This window comes from Chryseobacterium sp. MHB01 (genome assembly GCF_034651565.1).
GTDB lineage: Bacteria > Bacteroidota > Bacteroidia > Flavobacteriales > Weeksellaceae > Chryseobacterium > Chryseobacterium nepalense.
The window spans coordinates 145,473-161,794 of sequence record NZ_JAYEDA010000003.1 but is presented as its reverse complement, the minus strand read 5'-3'; the positions used below and the strand labels follow the sequence as shown (position 1 = coordinate 161,794).

The window sequence follows — 16,322 nt, the reverse complement described above, 5'->3', positions numbered from 1 at the left end:
TTAGAAATTAAAGCTTACTGAGAATTGTCCTGTTAATGGCATAATGTAAGTTCCCGTCAACAATTTTCCGTAGTATGGACTTGCATCGGTGATCAGTTCGGCACCGTTAATTGTTCCGCTGGCTCCTCTTTGATTCAGGAAGTTGATCACCGTTGCGCCAACGTTGATGTTTTTATTAACCGTATAACTCACACCGCCAAAAGTTTCCCATCTCGGAGCGAAATACAGTGCATTGGTAAGGTTTGCATATTGTTTTGAGAAATATCTGAAACTTGCCCAGAATCTCCATTTGTCAACGGTATAGCTTGGGTCGATTTCCATCAACACTTTAGCAACGCCCAATACATTGTTATCACTGTAGTTGTAATCTTTTCCGAAAGCATTGAAATTAAATTTCTTGTATACCGGATTCTGGAACGTCACCAAATAATGTAAATTGAATCCTTTAAATGGTTTTAAAACAAAATCAGTGGTCCAGCCTAATGTCTGAATATCATAATAAACCGTTGTCGTTTGAGCCTGAGAACTATTGGCTGGGTTTACAAGATTATATCTGTTAAGGTTGTTGTTTTTCTTAAGATAAGTCGCCTGAGAAATCAATTGGATCCAGTTGGTGTTCCAGAAAACCCCGAATGCTCCCAATGGACTTTTAATTTTATTGGTATTCGGTTCGAAAGCCTGAGAATAACTTTCCAGTCTTCTGTTTTCTTCGGTGTATAAGAAGTTGGCTAAAACTCCGAAGTTTTTGGTAATGTTGTACGTTGCATTCAGGCTTCCTGCAATCTGGAAGAAACTCTGACTGATATGATCAAACTGAGCAGGATCTGTGAAGTTGAAACCAATTGTTCTTGGCGTCAGAGAATATTCACCGTCAAGGATGTGATTTCTCAAATGCAATCCATAGCTTACATTGAAGTTGTCGGTAACTTTCCATTCATCCGTTCCATAGATTGACAATTTGTTTTCTGTTCCGCTGTGATATTCTCCGCCTGCATTATAATTGTAGAAACCGTCTGCATCTGTATTTGGGCCGATCAGTCTTTGCGGCTGCGGTTCAACAGTCTGAAAGAAGAAGGTACGGTCGGATGTGAATTTGTTAACGTGGTAAAATTGTTCCAACACTCCGAAGGTTACATTGTGATTTCCAAGCTGTTTATTTAAAGAAAAACGTCCCGCAACGCTGGTGATCGGAGTCTCCGGCGTGTACATTCCCAGAATTGTTCCTACCGGACCTGAATAAGACTGACCATTGGAAGCCAAAGTATATCCGGCTGCAGAATCAGTGTTGAAGATACTTAAAGGGATCATATTAGACATTTTCACTTTAGAAAAATGCGCTCTTGTTGAGAATTTAAAATTCCAGCCGTTGTCTAAAAGATAATTACCGAAAATATCGATATTATGCGATGTTGATCTGTTATCATTTCCACTCATCGAGCGCCACGAATACTCACCGGTAAGAATATCTTTTACTTTCATCAGCCCGTCTCTTACCACATAAGAATCTCTTCCGATTTTGAAATTATCGAGTTCGGTCACTTTACCTTCCGCTCCATATTGGAAAACGGCATAATTGGTTATACTGTAAGAATCTGCATATTTATATAAAACCGAGATTTTACCCTTATCATTATTGAAATATTTGGTAATACCTGCTCTGAAAATTTTGGTTTCATCAGCATTTCTTGCGAAGCCTAATTTGTACGTACTCGGGTCAAAGTTGGCAAAAGCACCTACGGTATACGTCCATCCGTTTTTGGAAACCGGTCCGGAAACATTAACATCTCCCTGAAGCCATCCAAATGTACTTGTTGTAAATTTTCCTTTTACTTTAAGATCTTTTGTTCCTGTCTGAGAATAAGAATTAACTGCAAAACCGAGATCACCCATCGTATTGGCGAGCTGATCCATTTTTAAAAGCCCGGTTTTTTCTAAAGCTACACTTTGTCTCCATGTTTTGTTGGGAAGTTCCGGCCAAAAGAAATAGACAGCGGGAAGATCATTTTCAAGAATCGTAATTCCGCCTACGGTGGAAGGTAATCCGATATTTACATCCCGCGGACTTGTATTGTTTGCTGCGTTCAGCATTACATTTCTGTTGTTATCTTCTTTTGACGAAGTGGTAACCGTTTTTACGCCTTCTTCATTTTTAACCACTGCTTTTACTGCTGTTTTCACTGAAGCACTGTCGGTTTCCTGTCCAAAAGCTGTTGCGAAGGAAAGCATCAATGCCAATGCTGAAATCTTAAGAGTTGATTTTCTCATTGCTTAGTTTTCTAAATTCTATATAGTTGTTATCGTACATGTTTAAAGGCATAGCTCATCCTGCATCCAAAAAGTGTATGGATGAAACTTATTTCAGTACCGGAATTATTTTTACAGCCGGTATTCCTCAGCATCGGGTTTCTCGAAAATGGGTCAGCAGCTTTTGCTTTTACTGATCTGCTTTCGATTCAGTGTAAAGACGGTTGTCTTTCGATTCAATTCTTTATTTCTAAAGTGTAATCGTCGAAGCAATTTCGTTCAGATTAGTGTTTAAATTCATTGCTTCTGTACGAAGCAATACAATACTACATTCTTTTGTTCAATTATCCAAAAAAATGTTAATAAAATTTAATAATGTAATTTAGTTGATTGATAATCAATTATTTGAAATTTTTATTTTAAAAATATAGTCATTGTTTCAACAAGAAACAATGACTATAAATAACCAAATTGTTCCCGAAAAAGTATCACGATACGGCCCTTTTTAAGTTTTTTCAAAATTTTTACTAGATTTGTTTAATAAAATTTTCCCAAATTCCCGAATGGATTCCAAACAACAAATTCTAAATAAATCTAATGAGCTGAAAGAGGTTTTTTTACCTCACCTTTCTGCCGATCCCGTCATTTTCGGTTTTGATCAAAATGAGCTCAAGGTTCTTCTTCTTAAAATGAATTATAGAAAACAATGGCTTTTACCGGGAGGATATGTACGAAAAGACGAAGATCTTGATGAAGCTGTCGTGCGTATTTTGCAGGAAAGAGCCGGAATCACGGGAGTATATCTTGAAGAATTCGGTATTTTCGGCAAAAAGAACAGAAGTGAGTTTTATTTTGAGGATTTTGATGAAACGCTTTTTCACAAGCAGAGATTTGTCACAATAGGCTATTATGCACTCTATAATCCGGACCGTTTTAAGCTTATAGCCGATGAATACAGTGAAACCTGTGAATGGGTTTACCTAAGTAAACTTCCTGAAATCGAGCTGGCAATGGATCATAGGGATATTATTGAAAAAGCATTGTTAACATTAAGAGAAAAAATTTCACATAAACCAATAGGTTATAATCTTTTACCTGAAAAATTTACGCTTTCGGAATTGCAGAAACTGTATGAAGTGATTCTCGGGAAAGAACTCAACAGAGGAAATTTTTACCGGAAGATTAAAAATATGGGGATTCTTAAAAAGCTTAATGAACAAAGAAAAGGAGGCGCTCACAAAGCCCCTGATTTATACTCATTCGATAAGAGAAAATATATGAAAGCTCTGGAAAACGGACTCAACAGCTGGTAATTATCATGAAAATAAGTGCAGGAATTTTGCTGTTCAAAAGATCAGAAGAACATACTTTTTATTTTCTTGTTCATCCGGGCGGACCGTTTTGGAAAAATAAAGATTCGGGAGCATGGTCTATCCCAAAAGGAGAAGCCGCAGAAGATGAAAGTTTACTGGACCGTGCGAAAACTGAATTTTTGGAAGAAACTGGAAAAGTTGTGAACGGAAATTTTATTGAACTGATGCCGATTACACAAAAAGCCGGCAAGAAAGTTTTTGCATGGGCGCTGGAACAGGATCTTGAAACATCCGGATTAAGCAGTAACATGATCACAATCAGTTGGCCGCCAAAATCAGGAAAGACCATACAAATCCCTGAGGTAGATCGTTGGGAATGGTTTTATTCAGAAGAGGCAAAGCAAAAAATAAATCCCGCACAGGCAGGATTTATTGTTCAGTTGGAAAAAATTCTTTCATCCGAATAATCGTTTTTACTTATTCAGTGGTTTCTTTTTTGAAACTTACCACTTCATAATTTCCGTCGGTACAATATTTTTTACAGCTTTCATCGTCGAAAGACTCCGGGGATTTCAGAAAATCTTCAATAAATTTTGCACTTTCATCCGTATTCGCGGGTGTGATTATTACATGAAAAAGATTCAGTACAGATTCGTCTGCATTTTTCAGCGATTCCTTTTTATGTTCTTTTGCTTCGTTAAAGTTCATACTAATATTTTTGTTTTTGGCTAATGAATAAATTATGCCATCACAGATATTTTTGTTTAATAAGTAAATATTTTTAGAATTATGATAGAATAAATTCAATAGTAATGGCTTGATTTTAGATAAGTGTAATTTATTAAACTAAAATTGAAAATAGATGGAAAGGTTTAAAAGAATCGTTATAAAGATTCTGAAATGGATGGGGATTTCAATCGCATCCATTCTTTTTTTGATGTTTATTATCCCTATTTTATTTCCGGGAACCATTTCGGAACAGGTGAAAATATTTGCCAATCAGCATCTTGCCGGAAAGCTTGATTACAGAAGAACCCACCTTACATTTTTCAGGCACTTTCCTTCGCTTACTGTTTCGGTAGATGATTTTTTATTGAAAGGATCAAAACCTTTTCAGCAAGATACTTTACTTGCTGCACGTGAAGTTGCAGTAGGAATTAATCTAAAAAACCTGATCTTCGACCGTGAAGTTAAAATTGATGAAATTTACGTAACGGATGCCTACGGAAATGTTTTTGTTAACAGTAAAGGTGAAGCTAATTATAACGTATATGTTTCAAAACCTTCACAAAAGCCTAAAGATACCACGGGTTCAGGAACATCGATAAAACTTGATCTTATCAAACTTAAAAACTGGAATATTACCTACAGAGACCATGCAGCAAGAGTTTTGGTAGATGCGAAAGGGCTTAATTACACAGGACGCGGTGGATTAAGTGAAGATATTTTTGATCTTGAAACTGATTTGGATATTGATAAACTTGATTTCAGCCTCAATAGAATTTATTATGCTAAACAAAAGACACTGCATGCGGATCTTATTACAAGGATCAATACGAATGCGCTGACTTTTGTATTGAGAAAAAACGAATTACGAATTAATGATCTTCCTTTAAAATTTACCGGTTTTTTAAGTATTCTCAAAGATGGTTACAATCTTGATGTAAAAGCAGCTTCTGAGAAAACAACCATTCGGGATATGATTTCTGTCCTTCCGCCACAATATCTGGATTGGGCAAAGGATACTAAAATTGAAGGCAAGAGCGACCTCTTCTTCAACCTGAAAGGTCGTTTTAGCGAGCAGAAAAACCTAAAGCCGCGACTTAAAGCAAGATTACTCGTAAGGGACGGATTTGTTTCTAACGGAAAAGCGCCGGTTCCGATGAATCATCTTAACATGGATCTGAATGTTGATCTGCCTTCTCTTGATACGAATCAACTGGCAATCGATCTTAAAAATCTCGGTTTTGATCTCGGCCCGAAGAACAGTTTCAAAGCGGTAGTAAAAACAAAAGGTCTGGATGAAATGCAGATCAATGCCGATATAAAAGGAGCAGTGGATTTGCAGACACTGGATCAGGCATTAGGTTTGAAAGATATTGATATGCGCGGCCTAATGGATACCAATATTAAAGCCAACGGAGTTTTCAGTCTGGACAAAAAGTTATTCCCAAAAACCAATGGTTACCTCAATCTTAAAAATGGCTGGCTTAAAACAAAATATTATCCGAATCCTATTCAGGATATCAACATTGTAGCCAACATTACCAATACAGACGGGACTTTTAAAAGCCTTGGCGTGAAATTGGATCCTTTCCGGTTTGATTTTGAAGGAAATCCTGTTTTTGTAAATGCAGATCTGCAGAATTTTGAAGATGTTTTGTATAAAGTCCGTGCAAAAGGAGTCCTGAATGTAGGAAGAATTTACCGCGTTTTTGCGAAGAAAGGCTTTGATGTGAGCGGACTAATTATGGCCGACCTTTCCCTGAACGGAAGACAAAGTTATGCGACTACCGGACAGTACAGCAAGCTTGACAATAAGGGTAATTTGATTTTAAAAAATATAAAAGCAACAACAGAATTTTTACCGAAATCATTTTTTATTAAAGAAGGAAACTTCCGGTTTGAAAATGAGAAAATGTGGTTCAGTAAATTCTTTGCGACATATGGAAAATCAGATTTTTCTCTGAACGGATATCTGCTGAATACGATCAATTATTTTATCGAAAGAAAAGGGACGCTGCATGGTAAGTTCAACCTGAATTCCAACTATGTCCTCATTGATGAATTTATGGCTTTAAAAAATGGCGATAATTCAAGAAAATCGATTGAAGTAGAGTATGCAAAAGTAGAAAATCCTAAAAGCAGCGGCGTAGTGATCATTCCTAAAAATCTTGACGTTTCTTTACAGACGAATATCAGGAAAGTAGAATTTAAAGGATTGGCATTAAATCATGTTAAAGGTAAGGCTTCCGTGGAAAAAGGCCAGGTTTATCTCAAAAATACGTCTTTTGATATCATCGGAAGTAAAATGAATATTGATGCCCGTTACCAGGATGAATCTCCGCTTACCGCAAATTATGATGTTGCCCTGAAGGTTTTGGATTTTGATGTACAGCGTGCTTACAAAGAAATTGATATGGTACGTGAAATGGCAACGGCAGCGAAAAATGTAAAAGGAATTGTTTCTGTTGATTACAAATTAAAGGGAGATTTCGACCGGAACATGAAACCGATTTATCCCTCTCTTGAAGGCGGCGGAATCGTTAATCTCCGGGACGTGGAAGTTAAAAACTTAAAAATGCTTTCTGCGGTAGGTGACAATATTGGTGCAAAAGCCTTCAATAATCCTGATATGAAAGGCGTCAATATTGAGACCCACATTAAGAATAATCTGATTCATGTTGATAAATTTACATTCAGGGTTTCTATTTTAAGACCAAGCATCAGCGGAACTACCAGCTTTAATGGTCTCCTTGATCTCAGAGTGAGAATAGGAATTCTTCCGGGCGGACTGATCGGGTTTCCTATTGTGGTAACCGGAACCCATGAAAATCCGAAAATTAAGATTTTCAGTAAAAAAGGACAGGGAATTCTGGATGCGGCTTACAACAGAAAACTCAATAAAGTAATCCGACAGGAGAGAAGGGCTGAGAAAAAAACAAAAAGACAGCAGCGTAAAGAAAAAGAAGCGCAGGAAGAACGCGCTAAAAATGCCGAAAAACAGATTACTAAAGACTTAAAAGAAAAATAAAATGAGCCAGCTAAGCCTGTTTGAAGCAGATGGATATTATGAATTTCCGGAAGAATTGTTGGAATATAGAAAGAGTTTTTTATCTGAACAGGAAGCTTCGGAACTTTTTAATCAGCTTATAGCTACAACACCCTGGAAGCAGAACACCCAGAAGATGTATGATAAAACAGTTGTTACTCCAAGATTAACGTCATGGTTCGGCGATAGCAGTAAAATGTATCATTTGGGAAATAACGATTTTCATGTCAATGAATGGTCTCCGGAATTAATTGGTTTAAAAGAGAAAATCGAAACATTTTCGGGGTATGAATTTAATTCAGTACTCCTTAACCTTTACCGGGACGGGAATGATTCGGTTGCGTGGCATCGGGATAAGGAAAGCGAACTGGGAAATCGGCCCGTAATTGCTTCTGTTAGTCTGGGCCAGGTAAGGAATTTTGATTTCAGAAATATTAATGATCATCAAAAGAAATACAGTCTTGCTTTAGATCACGGATCGCTCCTGATCATGAAGGGGGACTTGCAGGTCAACTGGGAACATCGGATTGCAAAGTCTGTAAAGAAAATGAATCCGAGAATCAATCTTACCTTCAGGCTGATTCGTGAAATATAGCTTGGAATATTTATTCTTGAAAATATTTTCATGGTTATAATAATAAAGTGAAAAAAATAAAAGGCATTAACATAATTTGGCAAAGAAATTGTGTATTGATAACCAAAGTATTAAAACATCCGCTATGAATATTTCTTATTACGATTTTAAAAATATGCCTAATCAGGATCAATTCAGCTTAGTGATGAATGAAGGACGTGTTATGAACGAAAGAACAATTAATACTCTTAAGTATGTTCTTTACGAAATATCTCATTTTACGGTTGAAATGATTTACAATGTTCAGAATAATAAAATTGAAGGAATTAATGTATTCCAGAATAAAGGAGCGTACGCGATCTAAGTAACACAAACTGACAGGAAATAATGCAGAGCAGCTTTAAATAAGTTGCTCTTTTATTTTGTTTTAATAGGATTGGAAAATTAACAACATCGAATTTTTATCATATTAATATTGAAAATTGTTTAAAACAAAAAAATCCTCAGAAATCTGAGGATAAAAACTAATAACCATGAAAACTCAAATTAAACATGAGTACTAGTATATATTAAAATATTATGCCACTAAGCTTGTCCGGCCGGATTTTTTAATATTATTTATGAGTTTTTAAGAAAAAATATAATTTTTGATTTTAATTTGGAGAAAAATTTAAAACACGAATTTTAATGTTCGGAATTAGTCGCTCTTGGCACGGTTTATTCAGTATTTACAAAAATATAAATATGGCACATAAAAATTTCAGAAAAGAAGATTTTGTTAAAGATGAAGGTTCAGATCTTTACCAGGTGGAATTCCGAAAAGGAAATATAGGCGAGGGAGCTGATTTAATTGTTGAAAGACAAAAAGAAGATGGAGAATACGAAAACCTTCAGGCAGAAATCAGGAGGCACAATGATCGTATTTTTATCTGCTGGAGTGAACCTTTCAACGGTAGAGTAATTTTCGACGAATAAAAAATCCCGGCTAATTTCCGGGATTTTTGTTTATTATAAGTGTTTGAGGGATGTGGCATAATAATAGGTGAGTTATAGATAATTAACCAAAACCAATTACAAAATGAAATCCAATAACGAAATTCACGAAAGCCTTAAAGGTAAAACAGTTGTCATCACCGGCGGAAGCAGCGGAGTAGGGAGAGCAGCAGCTGAAGCATTCGCTCTGGAGGGCTGTACTATCGTTGTGGCAGCGCGCGGAAAAGATGCACTTGACGAAACCGTTTCTTTATGCCGTGATCTGGGAGTTCCTGCACTGGGCGTTCCTACTGATGTATCCATCGCTGCCGATGTTCAGAACCTTGCTAATAAGGCATTACAGTTTAACGGAAGAATAGATATATGGATCAACAATGCAGGAGTAATGGCAAGCGGTAAGTTTGAAGAAATTCCTATGGATCTGAACGAACAGGTGATCAAAACCAATCTTTTCGGATATATGCACGGTGCATACAGTGTTCTGCCGATTTTTAAAAAACAGGAAGACGGAATTTTAATCAACAATATATCAATAGGAGGTTTTATGCCGGCTCCTTACAGTGCAGTGTACTCTGCTACCAAATTCGGAATTCGGGGGATGATGGAATGCCTTCACGGTGAGATTTCAGATTTCCCGAATATACACATATGCAATCTGTATCCGCAGATTCAAAGGTCTACCGGAAACATGCATTCTGCTAAATTTTCCGGACTGGATTTTAAAATTCCTCCTTTTGCTGCAGATCCCCGGGATACCGCTGCGAAATTTGTACAGCTTGCTAAAAATCCACAAAGAGAATTATTCCCGGATATTACCTCCAGACTTCTCACGGGAGTTTATAAACTTTTTCCAAAACCCGTTATCAATACCGCTTCTGCCGGAATGAGAATGATGATGAAAATGAAAAAGGCACCGTCAGATTCTGGGAATATCTTATCGCCTTCACCCGAACCGCATCGGATTTACGGTGATACCATGTTTCCTGTTCCTTCCAGGAAAACAGGATTGGCAGTAATGGCAGGACTTGGATTAGGACTGGCTTTTATGTTTCTTAAATTAAAATCATCCAACGAAAATTAAATCAGAATAAATTTAATTTTATAAAAGTTTCGGGCAAATCTTTGATTTGCCCGAAACTTTTTTTACTTTCTGATGATTTTAGACATAATCACACAAATTAATCTATTATTGTAAGCATAATTAATTTAAAACTGATATTTTTGTGTCCAGTGAATAAGTTGATGGGAATTTAGAGGTAAGCAATTATTTTAATCAATATAAAAATGATCAAAAAGCCTTTACACAATTTCCATATTCCCGTAATGGGATTGGCGTACACTATTGACAGTCCTGTCCGTGTGGCGCAGTACGGAATTTCATCCGTAGTTTCTATAATTGATGATGAGATTATAGAAAAAATGAAAAATTTTTACAGCAACCGGTTCAACCTGAATTATGCAAGTATTTCGACAAGGGTTGAGGACTACCGTGCCAAGAGAATTACTGCGTATCTCAATATGCTGGATGATATTGTAACCGAAAAATTTGAAGCCTTCAAAGAGGAACTTTCAAAAAACAGAATGGTACTTGCCAATTTTGCGGATATGCTTCCCAACACTTCGGAACTGAAAGCCGGTCTTGAGCATTTCATGACCCAGAAAGAAGGAATTGCTTCTGCTATTAAAAACTTTATCGAAAAACATCTTTCTCCGGGAAATATTGATGTCAATATCATGACGAAAGTTGATAAGGATAATTTTAAAAACAAACAACAGCTGCCAGTAACCTATAATGATGCACATGCCTCATTGCGTGGATTCGCAAATAGCAAATTGTCTTCATCGGTAGTGCTTTCGGCAGGAATGAATCCCAGACTTTACAGTTATATCGAAGAATTTGAAGATTTTTATCCTGATGAAAAAGGAAGCATTAAAAAGAAAATTATTCTTAAAGTAAGTGATTTCCGTTCTGCGATGATTCAGGGGAATTTTTTAGCTAAAAAAGGGCTCTGGGTATCGGAATACAGGATTGAATCCGGGCTGAATTGCGGCGGACACGCCTTTGCAACGGAAGGACTTTTACTGGGACCTATTCTTGAAGAGTTTAAAAATAAAAAACATGAACTTATTGAATCTTCCCATATTTTAATGAATAAAGCATTGGAGCAGAAAGAAAAAGCTCCTGTTGTCCAGCCTTTAGAATTAAAAATTACGGTTCAGGGTGGAGTAGGAACAGCTGAAGAACATGAATTTCTTTTAAATGCCTATAATATTGATAGCATTGGCTGGGGCTCTCCTTTTTTACTGGTTCCTGAAGCGACCTCAGTGGATCACGAAACCAGGAAACTTCTTTCAGAATCAAAAGAAAAAGATTTCTATATCAGTAATCTATCCCCGCTTGGTGTGCCTTTTAATACGGTTAGAGATTCGTCCAATGAAATCATCAGACGTCAGAAACAGTCGAGAGGCAGATATGGAAGTTCTTGTCCTAAAAAGCTGCTGGCTTTAAGTAAAGAATATTCACCGGAAGGAATTTGTACGGCATCGAAAAAATATCAGGAACTGAAATTACAGGAACTTGAATCGCAAAAATATGAGTTTAGTTCCGAAATATATCGTAGAAAAAGACACAATATAACCGAAAAAGCATGTCTGTGTGTTGGTTTAGTAAATTCCGCATATCTTGAAAACGGTATTGAAATAAAAGGGGAGCAACAGGGCGTTGTGATCTGCCCCGGCCCGAATCTGGCGTACTTTGATAAGGAAGTTTCACTTTTGGAAATGGTAAAGCATATTTATGGTAGATCTAATGTTATTTCACATAAAAACAGGCCAAATATTTTCGTCAACGAAATGAAAATGTATATTGATTATCTGAAAAAGGAGATTGAAGAGTTTTCAGGAAATATAACAGCAGGCCAGATAAAAAAGTGGAAAAATTTTAAGGAAAATCTACTTCAAGGCATTGAATATTATGAGAACTTACTGAAAAAAACAGATTTTTTCAAAACAGATCTTAATATAAAATGTCTTCTACAATACAATAAATCAATACTATCAGGCATTGTAATTCCTGAAAATTAGTCAACAGAAAATTAATTGAAATTGTCTATGTGATTATATTTAATCTAAAATCTTTAAAGTCACATCAATTTAATTAATTAAAAATTATTCTATATATAAAGTGCTACAGGAAATTGTAGCACTTTTGTTTTATATTAGCTTGAAATTACCTTTAATATCAAATTAAAAAAACTGAAGGAAAAATGAACAAAAGATTACTAAAATACAATATATCACAGTAATCCATTTTATACTTGATGCTGCATAAATTTTTAACTTTGAGTGGTTAATCAATCTGTTCAGTGAATTTTCTATTTCGAGTCTTTCATCAATATGGCCAACCTCTTCAGCCTGTAGCTTCTGGACCCGATATATTAACTTTTTAGTGAGATGGTTTTCACCGATATCGCATAGATAAGCTATAAAAGGAAGTATAAGTGCATATTGCAGAAAAGGAAACATGGGGAATATAGCCGAATTATACTCTCTTGAAAGAAGGTAAAAATGCGTAATCAGCAAAAAAATACTTGTATAAGCAAATGGCATAAAAATATTATCCATTTTCAGTGATTTTGTAATAATTTTTTGGGTTTTCGGGTTGATTTTAAGAATGATTTCGTTAAACATTCTACTCTTGTACGGAAGCTGGAGATCAAATATAGAAAAGTAGATCACGCAATTTTCCTTTTTCCCCGATTTGACTTCATAATAGAGGGTTGGTGCAAACGAAGAAAGACATGCACTTGTAATAATGGTGCCAAATATCATAAGTATTGAAAGCCATAAAATAACCTGGTCAAAATTTTCAATACACAGGTCAAAGGTTTCTCTAAAAATATATATAAATAACATAATTGGAAATTTAGTTGGTAAAACTGGATTTTTCTTTTAGTTTAGGACTAAGATTTTTATAAATCTCTGCCATTCCGCGTTCCTTTTTATAATTTTCCCAGTCGAAGAAAATGTCAGGATATACAAAATCTTCTAGCTTAAAATCAGTAATTCCGAAATCGGATTTTGCTTTTTGAAGGAGCTTATCCCGATCTTCAAAATTTAATTTTTTGCCTGACAGAAAGATCGTAGCGGCCAGTGCGCCTCTGTAAAACAGTTCAATCTGCTCATACGATTTTGGTGCAAAATTTAGCCAGCTTATTTTTCCTGTATCTACACTTCGTACCGTTTTTCGGAAGTTGCTGTTTCTGATTAAAAAATCACGATCATAAAAATAGCGCATCGTTGAAATCATGGATAGGGCAAGCTTGGATTCATTATCTATCAGTTTATATAAATCGTCATTATCATACTCTAACTTAATGCCGAAAGTAGGTCGGGTAGGTATTGTGTGATGATTGCTGTCATAGAAAACATTGATAGGAAAATTTGATAGCGCTCCGCCATCTACAAAGAGAATCTCATTATTTCCCTGAATAAAATTCTTATAAGAGCCCAATTTTGTTTTCCAGGTTTCATTGATATTAATAAGTTGGGTATTAGACATCGTAACTTTATAAGGCTTGAAGAAAAAAGGAATTGACATAGAAGCTCTTACGTACTCTGCCGGCGAGATGGATTCGTCGGTTCCCCAATAAAACTCATGCATTCCGGGAAATTCAACTTTAATTTGGTTGGTAATGTCTGCCGCAACAACCACAAGCTGCTGAAAAAATCTGTTACCACATGCATTTACGATATTTTTTGTGTTTATAAAAAGTTTTTTTAGTATTTCCTCAATTATTTTATCGTTATTATTAATAGAAATAAATTTTTTGGTAGTGAGAAATTCGTTGATTATTTTAAGATCCTGCCAATTAATTTGGCTAAAATTGGAAATCCCACAAATTAATTGGATAAGGAGATGATCGACGAATTTCTGATCTTCGGCAGCCAAGTTATTTTTTGTTAGGTAATCGTCAAAAATTTCTTTAAGCTGTATATCTATCATTCTGTCTTTTAGCTCATGCCAATCATTCTTTGAATCGTGCGGCGTATTCTGTTCTCCTATTTTATTTTCAGCACCACCATCAGAGGAATTTGTTGTTTCTTTAGTAGTATTTACTAATTTTTCTGTACTTTCATTACCATTGGAATCTGTATTTTCAAAATGAGGATGATCAGGGACATAATAACACCGGTAAAGATCATTTTCTGTAAGCATTTTCCTTTTAAGATCACTAACGGTCTTAATGCCATTATTTTCCATGAGCCCCTGAATCCATTCTTTGAAATTATTTCCCGGATTAATACCCATTTTTTCGCTATTGAAGTATAATAGCCGTAAACTTGTAATATTTCTAATAAGCAAGGCTATACAAATCATAAACCCTATAATGGCCGCCAGAAGAGTTCGGTTAATCCATATTTGCCATGAAGCGGGATAATGCGTTAGAATTCCGACTCCGGTACCGCTAACAATAATTAGCAGTAATAATAAAGGCAAAAAGATAACGGTTAATCTCAGCCTGTTTTTAATTCTCTTAAGAAGAGGTCCTCTTTCTTTATTTGAAAAAAATTGTAAAATAAAAGATCTCCAAGAGGGGTGCCCGTCTACCAGTTCCCGCAAATCTTTTTGGGATAAATATTCAATAATTTTTTCCGAACGGGTTTCGTAACATTGTCTGGTAAATTCTTCTTTCATACCCATCATAATAGCATCTCGGCGGGAATATACGCAGTTGAGCATCATGGTGTTGATTGCTCCTGCGCTTGTGCCTGCGCTGTTTAAAAAGGAAATTCCCATTTTTTCTAGAATATAGGTATAGCCCGCCAGTGCAATGCCGTGGACACCTCCGCCTTCTTGAATCAAATCCACATATTGCCTTGATGATTTTGGATTAATTCCGTATTTTTTGAGAAGGTCTTTTTTAGAATCTTCCCAGTTGATATTATCTCTGATATCAGAAACATGTAAGGAATCATTACTATAAAGTTTCTCGAGATGATCCAGCATGTGTTCAACAGTTTGAGTGAAATCTGATACATTCATGGTATTTATAATTTTATTTGTGATTATAATAGTTCAGATCGGATGAACCGAAAAACATCTTAGCATGGTTTATAATTTGGAAACAATCACTTAAGGAAGCTGATCTTTCTTTATAACCATGATGAGAGTAAATGTCTTAATTCGAAACCAAATGAGTGTGAATCTGGTCTTTTAGAAAAATATAGGATAGTTTTTTAAGTATCCTCAATGCAAAAGAATAATTTCATAATAATGGTTTTTAGTTTATATAAAGATAATTAAAACGGATGGTATGTAAAATAACACTTTTGTAGTATTTTGCTTTAACATCTTCAATATTAGTTTATTAAGCAGGTAATTCTTTCCATTTAAATATGTATATGTTAGTTAGTTTAGAAAATTAACATGTATCAACTATAGAAGGAATTATTCAGATATTTGTAAATGAATATTATAGTACCAAAAAATATTATTGTGCTCTGATTTTATTCTTTTTGATGAAGATAACAGATGGAATGTTTTGTGTGATAACTTTAATGCTTTAGTAATTTACTTTTTGTTACCACTTTTTGCAAGATGTACAATCGTTAAACTGCCTATTGGTCAGGCTTTCCTTGATTTTTCGTGACCCATTTTTTCTTTTTTGAATGGGACACGAAATAGGACATATAAATCGTGACCTATTTTGTTTTTTTTTGATACTGCGCTAAAACAAAAAACGCTGTAAACATTGATGTTTACAGCGTTTTAGCTTATTTTGGTTTCCCAACTGGCGGAGAGTGAGGGATTCGAACCCCCGGACCTGTTACAGTCAACAGTTTTCAAGACTGCCGCAATCGACCACTCTGCCAACTCTCCAGAAACTCCGATTATATCGTCGTTTTCAGTGGTGCAAATATAGAAATATTTTTTATACCTGCAAAATATTTTTTATATCATATTTATGCACCATATTTTTCAGCTGTCAGATAAATGTTTTGGAAATTGAACCCCCTTTAGATTAATTGCTTGGAACCAACAGGTTATCAATTTTCAGCAGTACAGCATCAATATCGAACGGTTTACTGATAAATTCATCGGCGTTGCATCTGCTGATTACTTCATGATCTTTTGCGTGTGCACTCATAATCATAATAGGAATATTTGACGTTTCAGGACGTGTTCTCAATTCATTGCAAACATCAATCCCGTTTCCGTCGGGCATCATCACGTCCAGGATAAAAATATCAGGAACTACAGAAAGATCTCTGTTGTTGAATGCTTCTACTGTAGAGAAAGAGCGAACGTCGTAGTCTTCGAATGACAGGAGGAGCTGTAATGCATCTCTGATGCCTGTCTCATCTTCAAGTATAAAAATTGTTTTCATAACGGTTGCATCGCAAAAACAAAGCCAAATCATTA

The 16,322-nt window shown here is 35.6% G+C and carries 14 protein-coding genes and 1 tRNA gene; 9 read left to right on the top strand and 6 right to left on the bottom strand.

Annotated elements, in window-relative coordinates; all coding sequences use genetic code 11:
* On the bottom strand, positions 1-2,265 hold the full coding sequence (locus U9K52_RS06950; protein WP_322925745.1) for a hypothetical protein: 2,265 nt from the start codon (positions 2,263-2,265) through the stop codon (positions 1-3).
* A gap of 81 nt (positions 2,266-2,346) precedes the next feature.
* Here U9K52_RS06950 and U9K52_RS06945 point away from each other — a divergent pair, with 81 nt between their 5' ends.
* The 3 genes from U9K52_RS06945 to U9K52_RS06935 all read left to right on the top strand — a co-directional run bounded on the left by U9K52_RS06945 (position 2,347) and on the right by U9K52_RS06935 (position 4,024).
* Entirely contained in the window at positions 2,347-2,505 is a 159-nt protein-coding gene (locus U9K52_RS06945; protein WP_248393069.1) for a hypothetical protein, read from the top strand.
* Positions 2,506-2,807: 302 nt separating this feature from the next.
* On the top strand, positions 2,808-3,557 hold the full coding sequence (locus tag U9K52_RS06940; protein WP_322925744.1) for an NUDIX hydrolase: 750 nt from the start codon (positions 2,808-2,810) through the stop codon (positions 3,555-3,557).
* A 5-nt stretch (positions 3,558-3,562) separates the two neighbouring features.
* Positions 3,563-4,024: an NUDIX hydrolase gene (locus tag U9K52_RS06935; RefSeq protein ID WP_322925743.1), complete on the top strand. Its 462-nt coding sequence runs from the start codon at positions 3,563-3,565 to the stop codon at positions 4,022-4,024.
* Positions 4,025-4,034: 10 nt separating this feature from the next.
* On the opposite strand, the gene U9K52_RS06930 is transcribed toward U9K52_RS06935, so the two are convergent.
* Positions 4,035-4,265 (bottom strand): hypothetical protein, encoded by a 231-nt coding sequence (locus U9K52_RS06930; protein ID WP_248393075.1) that lies wholly within the window; start codon positions 4,263-4,265, stop codon positions 4,035-4,037.
* 154 nt (positions 4,266-4,419) lie between these two features.
* On the opposite strand from U9K52_RS06930, the gene U9K52_RS06925 reads away from it, so the two are divergent.
* The 6 genes from U9K52_RS06925 (at position 4,420) to U9K52_RS06900 (ending at position 11,980) form a co-directional block, all read left to right on the top strand.
* Positions 4,420-7,311 (top strand): AsmA-like C-terminal region-containing protein, encoded by a 2,892-nt coding sequence (locus U9K52_RS06925; protein ID WP_322925742.1) that lies wholly within the window; start codon positions 4,420-4,422, stop codon positions 7,309-7,311.
* 1 nt (position 7,312) lies between these two features.
* Entirely contained in the window at positions 7,313-7,924 is a 612-nt protein-coding gene (locus U9K52_RS06920) for an alpha-ketoglutarate-dependent dioxygenase AlkB family protein (RefSeq protein ID WP_322925741.1), read from the top strand.
* Between the two features lie 124 nt (positions 7,925-8,048).
* A complete protein-coding gene (locus tag U9K52_RS06915; RefSeq protein WP_248393081.1) occupies positions 8,049-8,267 on the top strand; it encodes a hypothetical protein in 219 nt (72 codons plus the stop codon).
* Positions 8,268-8,647: 380 nt separating this feature from the next.
* Positions 8,648-8,878, top strand: a complete 231-nt coding sequence (locus U9K52_RS06910; protein ID WP_263603232.1) for a glutathione synthase — start codon at positions 8,648-8,650, stop codon at positions 8,876-8,878.
* Positions 8,879-8,981: 103 nt separating this feature from the next.
* Positions 8,982-9,977 (top strand): SDR family oxidoreductase, encoded by a 996-nt coding sequence (locus U9K52_RS06905; protein ID WP_322925740.1) that lies wholly within the window; start codon positions 8,982-8,984, stop codon positions 9,975-9,977.
* A gap of 203 nt (positions 9,978-10,180) precedes the next feature.
* On the top strand, positions 10,181-11,980 hold the full coding sequence (locus U9K52_RS06900; RefSeq protein ID WP_322925739.1) for a hypothetical protein: 1,800 nt from the start codon (positions 10,181-10,183) through the stop codon (positions 11,978-11,980).
* A gap of 162 nt (positions 11,981-12,142) precedes the next feature.
* Here U9K52_RS06900 and U9K52_RS06895 read toward each other — a convergent pair whose 3' ends face one another.
* The 4 genes from U9K52_RS06895 to U9K52_RS06880 all read right to left on the bottom strand — a co-directional run bounded on the left by U9K52_RS06895 (position 12,143) and on the right by U9K52_RS06880 (position 16,287).
* Positions 12,143-12,811 (bottom strand): hypothetical protein, encoded by a 669-nt coding sequence (locus U9K52_RS06895; RefSeq protein WP_322925738.1) that lies wholly within the window; start codon positions 12,809-12,811, stop codon positions 12,143-12,145.
* 10 nt (positions 12,812-12,821) lie between these two features.
* On the bottom strand, positions 12,822-14,942 hold the full coding sequence (locus tag U9K52_RS06890; protein WP_322925737.1) for a patatin-like phospholipase family protein: 2,121 nt from the start codon (positions 14,940-14,942) through the stop codon (positions 12,822-12,824).
* Between the two features lie 749 nt (positions 14,943-15,691).
* Positions 15,692-15,779 (bottom strand) — tRNA-Ser (locus U9K52_RS06885).
* Between the two features lie 142 nt (positions 15,780-15,921).
* On the bottom strand, positions 15,922-16,287 hold the full coding sequence (locus U9K52_RS06880; RefSeq protein ID WP_248393087.1) for a response regulator transcription factor: 366 nt from the start codon (positions 16,285-16,287) through the stop codon (positions 15,922-15,924).
* Positions 16,288-16,322 lie beyond the last annotated feature (35 nt).

What these genes read in the sequence shown, in the direction of transcription:
- U9K52_RS06950 (WP_322925745.1), bottom strand. Translation starts at nt 2,265, where the DNA reads ATGAGAAAATCAACTCTTAAGATTTCAGCATTGGCATTGATGCTTTCC.
- U9K52_RS06945 (WP_248393069.1), top strand. Translation starts at nt 2,347, where the DNA reads ATGAAACTTATTTCAGTACCGGAATTATTTTTACAGCCGGTATTCCTC.
- U9K52_RS06940 (WP_322925744.1), top strand. Translation starts at nt 2,808, where the DNA reads ATGGATTCCAAACAACAAATTCTAAATAAATCTAATGAGCTGAAAGAG.
- U9K52_RS06935 (WP_322925743.1), top strand. Translation starts at nt 3,563, where the DNA reads ATGAAAATAAGTGCAGGAATTTTGCTGTTCAAAAGATCAGAAGAACAT.
- U9K52_RS06930 (WP_248393075.1), bottom strand. Translation starts at nt 4,265, where the DNA reads ATGAACTTTAACGAAGCAAAAGAACATAAAAAGGAATCGCTGAAAAAT.
- U9K52_RS06925 (WP_322925742.1), top strand. Translation starts at nt 4,420, where the DNA reads ATGGAAAGGTTTAAAAGAATCGTTATAAAGATTCTGAAATGGATGGGG.
- U9K52_RS06920 (WP_322925741.1), top strand. Translation starts at nt 7,313, where the DNA reads ATGAGCCAGCTAAGCCTGTTTGAAGCAGATGGATATTATGAATTTCCG.
- U9K52_RS06915 (WP_248393081.1), top strand. Translation starts at nt 8,049, where the DNA reads ATGAATATTTCTTATTACGATTTTAAAAATATGCCTAATCAGGATCAA.
- U9K52_RS06910 (WP_263603232.1), top strand. Translation starts at nt 8,648, where the DNA reads ATGGCACATAAAAATTTCAGAAAAGAAGATTTTGTTAAAGATGAAGGT.
- U9K52_RS06905 (WP_322925740.1), top strand. Translation starts at nt 8,982, where the DNA reads ATGAAATCCAATAACGAAATTCACGAAAGCCTTAAAGGTAAAACAGTT.
- U9K52_RS06900 (WP_322925739.1), top strand. Translation starts at nt 10,181, where the DNA reads ATGATCAAAAAGCCTTTACACAATTTCCATATTCCCGTAATGGGATTG.
- U9K52_RS06895 (WP_322925738.1), bottom strand. Translation starts at nt 12,811, where the DNA reads ATGTTATTTATATATATTTTTAGAGAAACCTTTGACCTGTGTATTGAA.
- U9K52_RS06890 (WP_322925737.1), bottom strand. Translation starts at nt 14,942, where the DNA reads ATGAATGTATCAGATTTCACTCAAACTGTTGAACACATGCTGGATCAT.
- U9K52_RS06880 (WP_248393087.1), bottom strand. Translation starts at nt 16,287, where the DNA reads ATGAAAACAATTTTTATACTTGAAGATGAGACAGGCATCAGAGATGCA.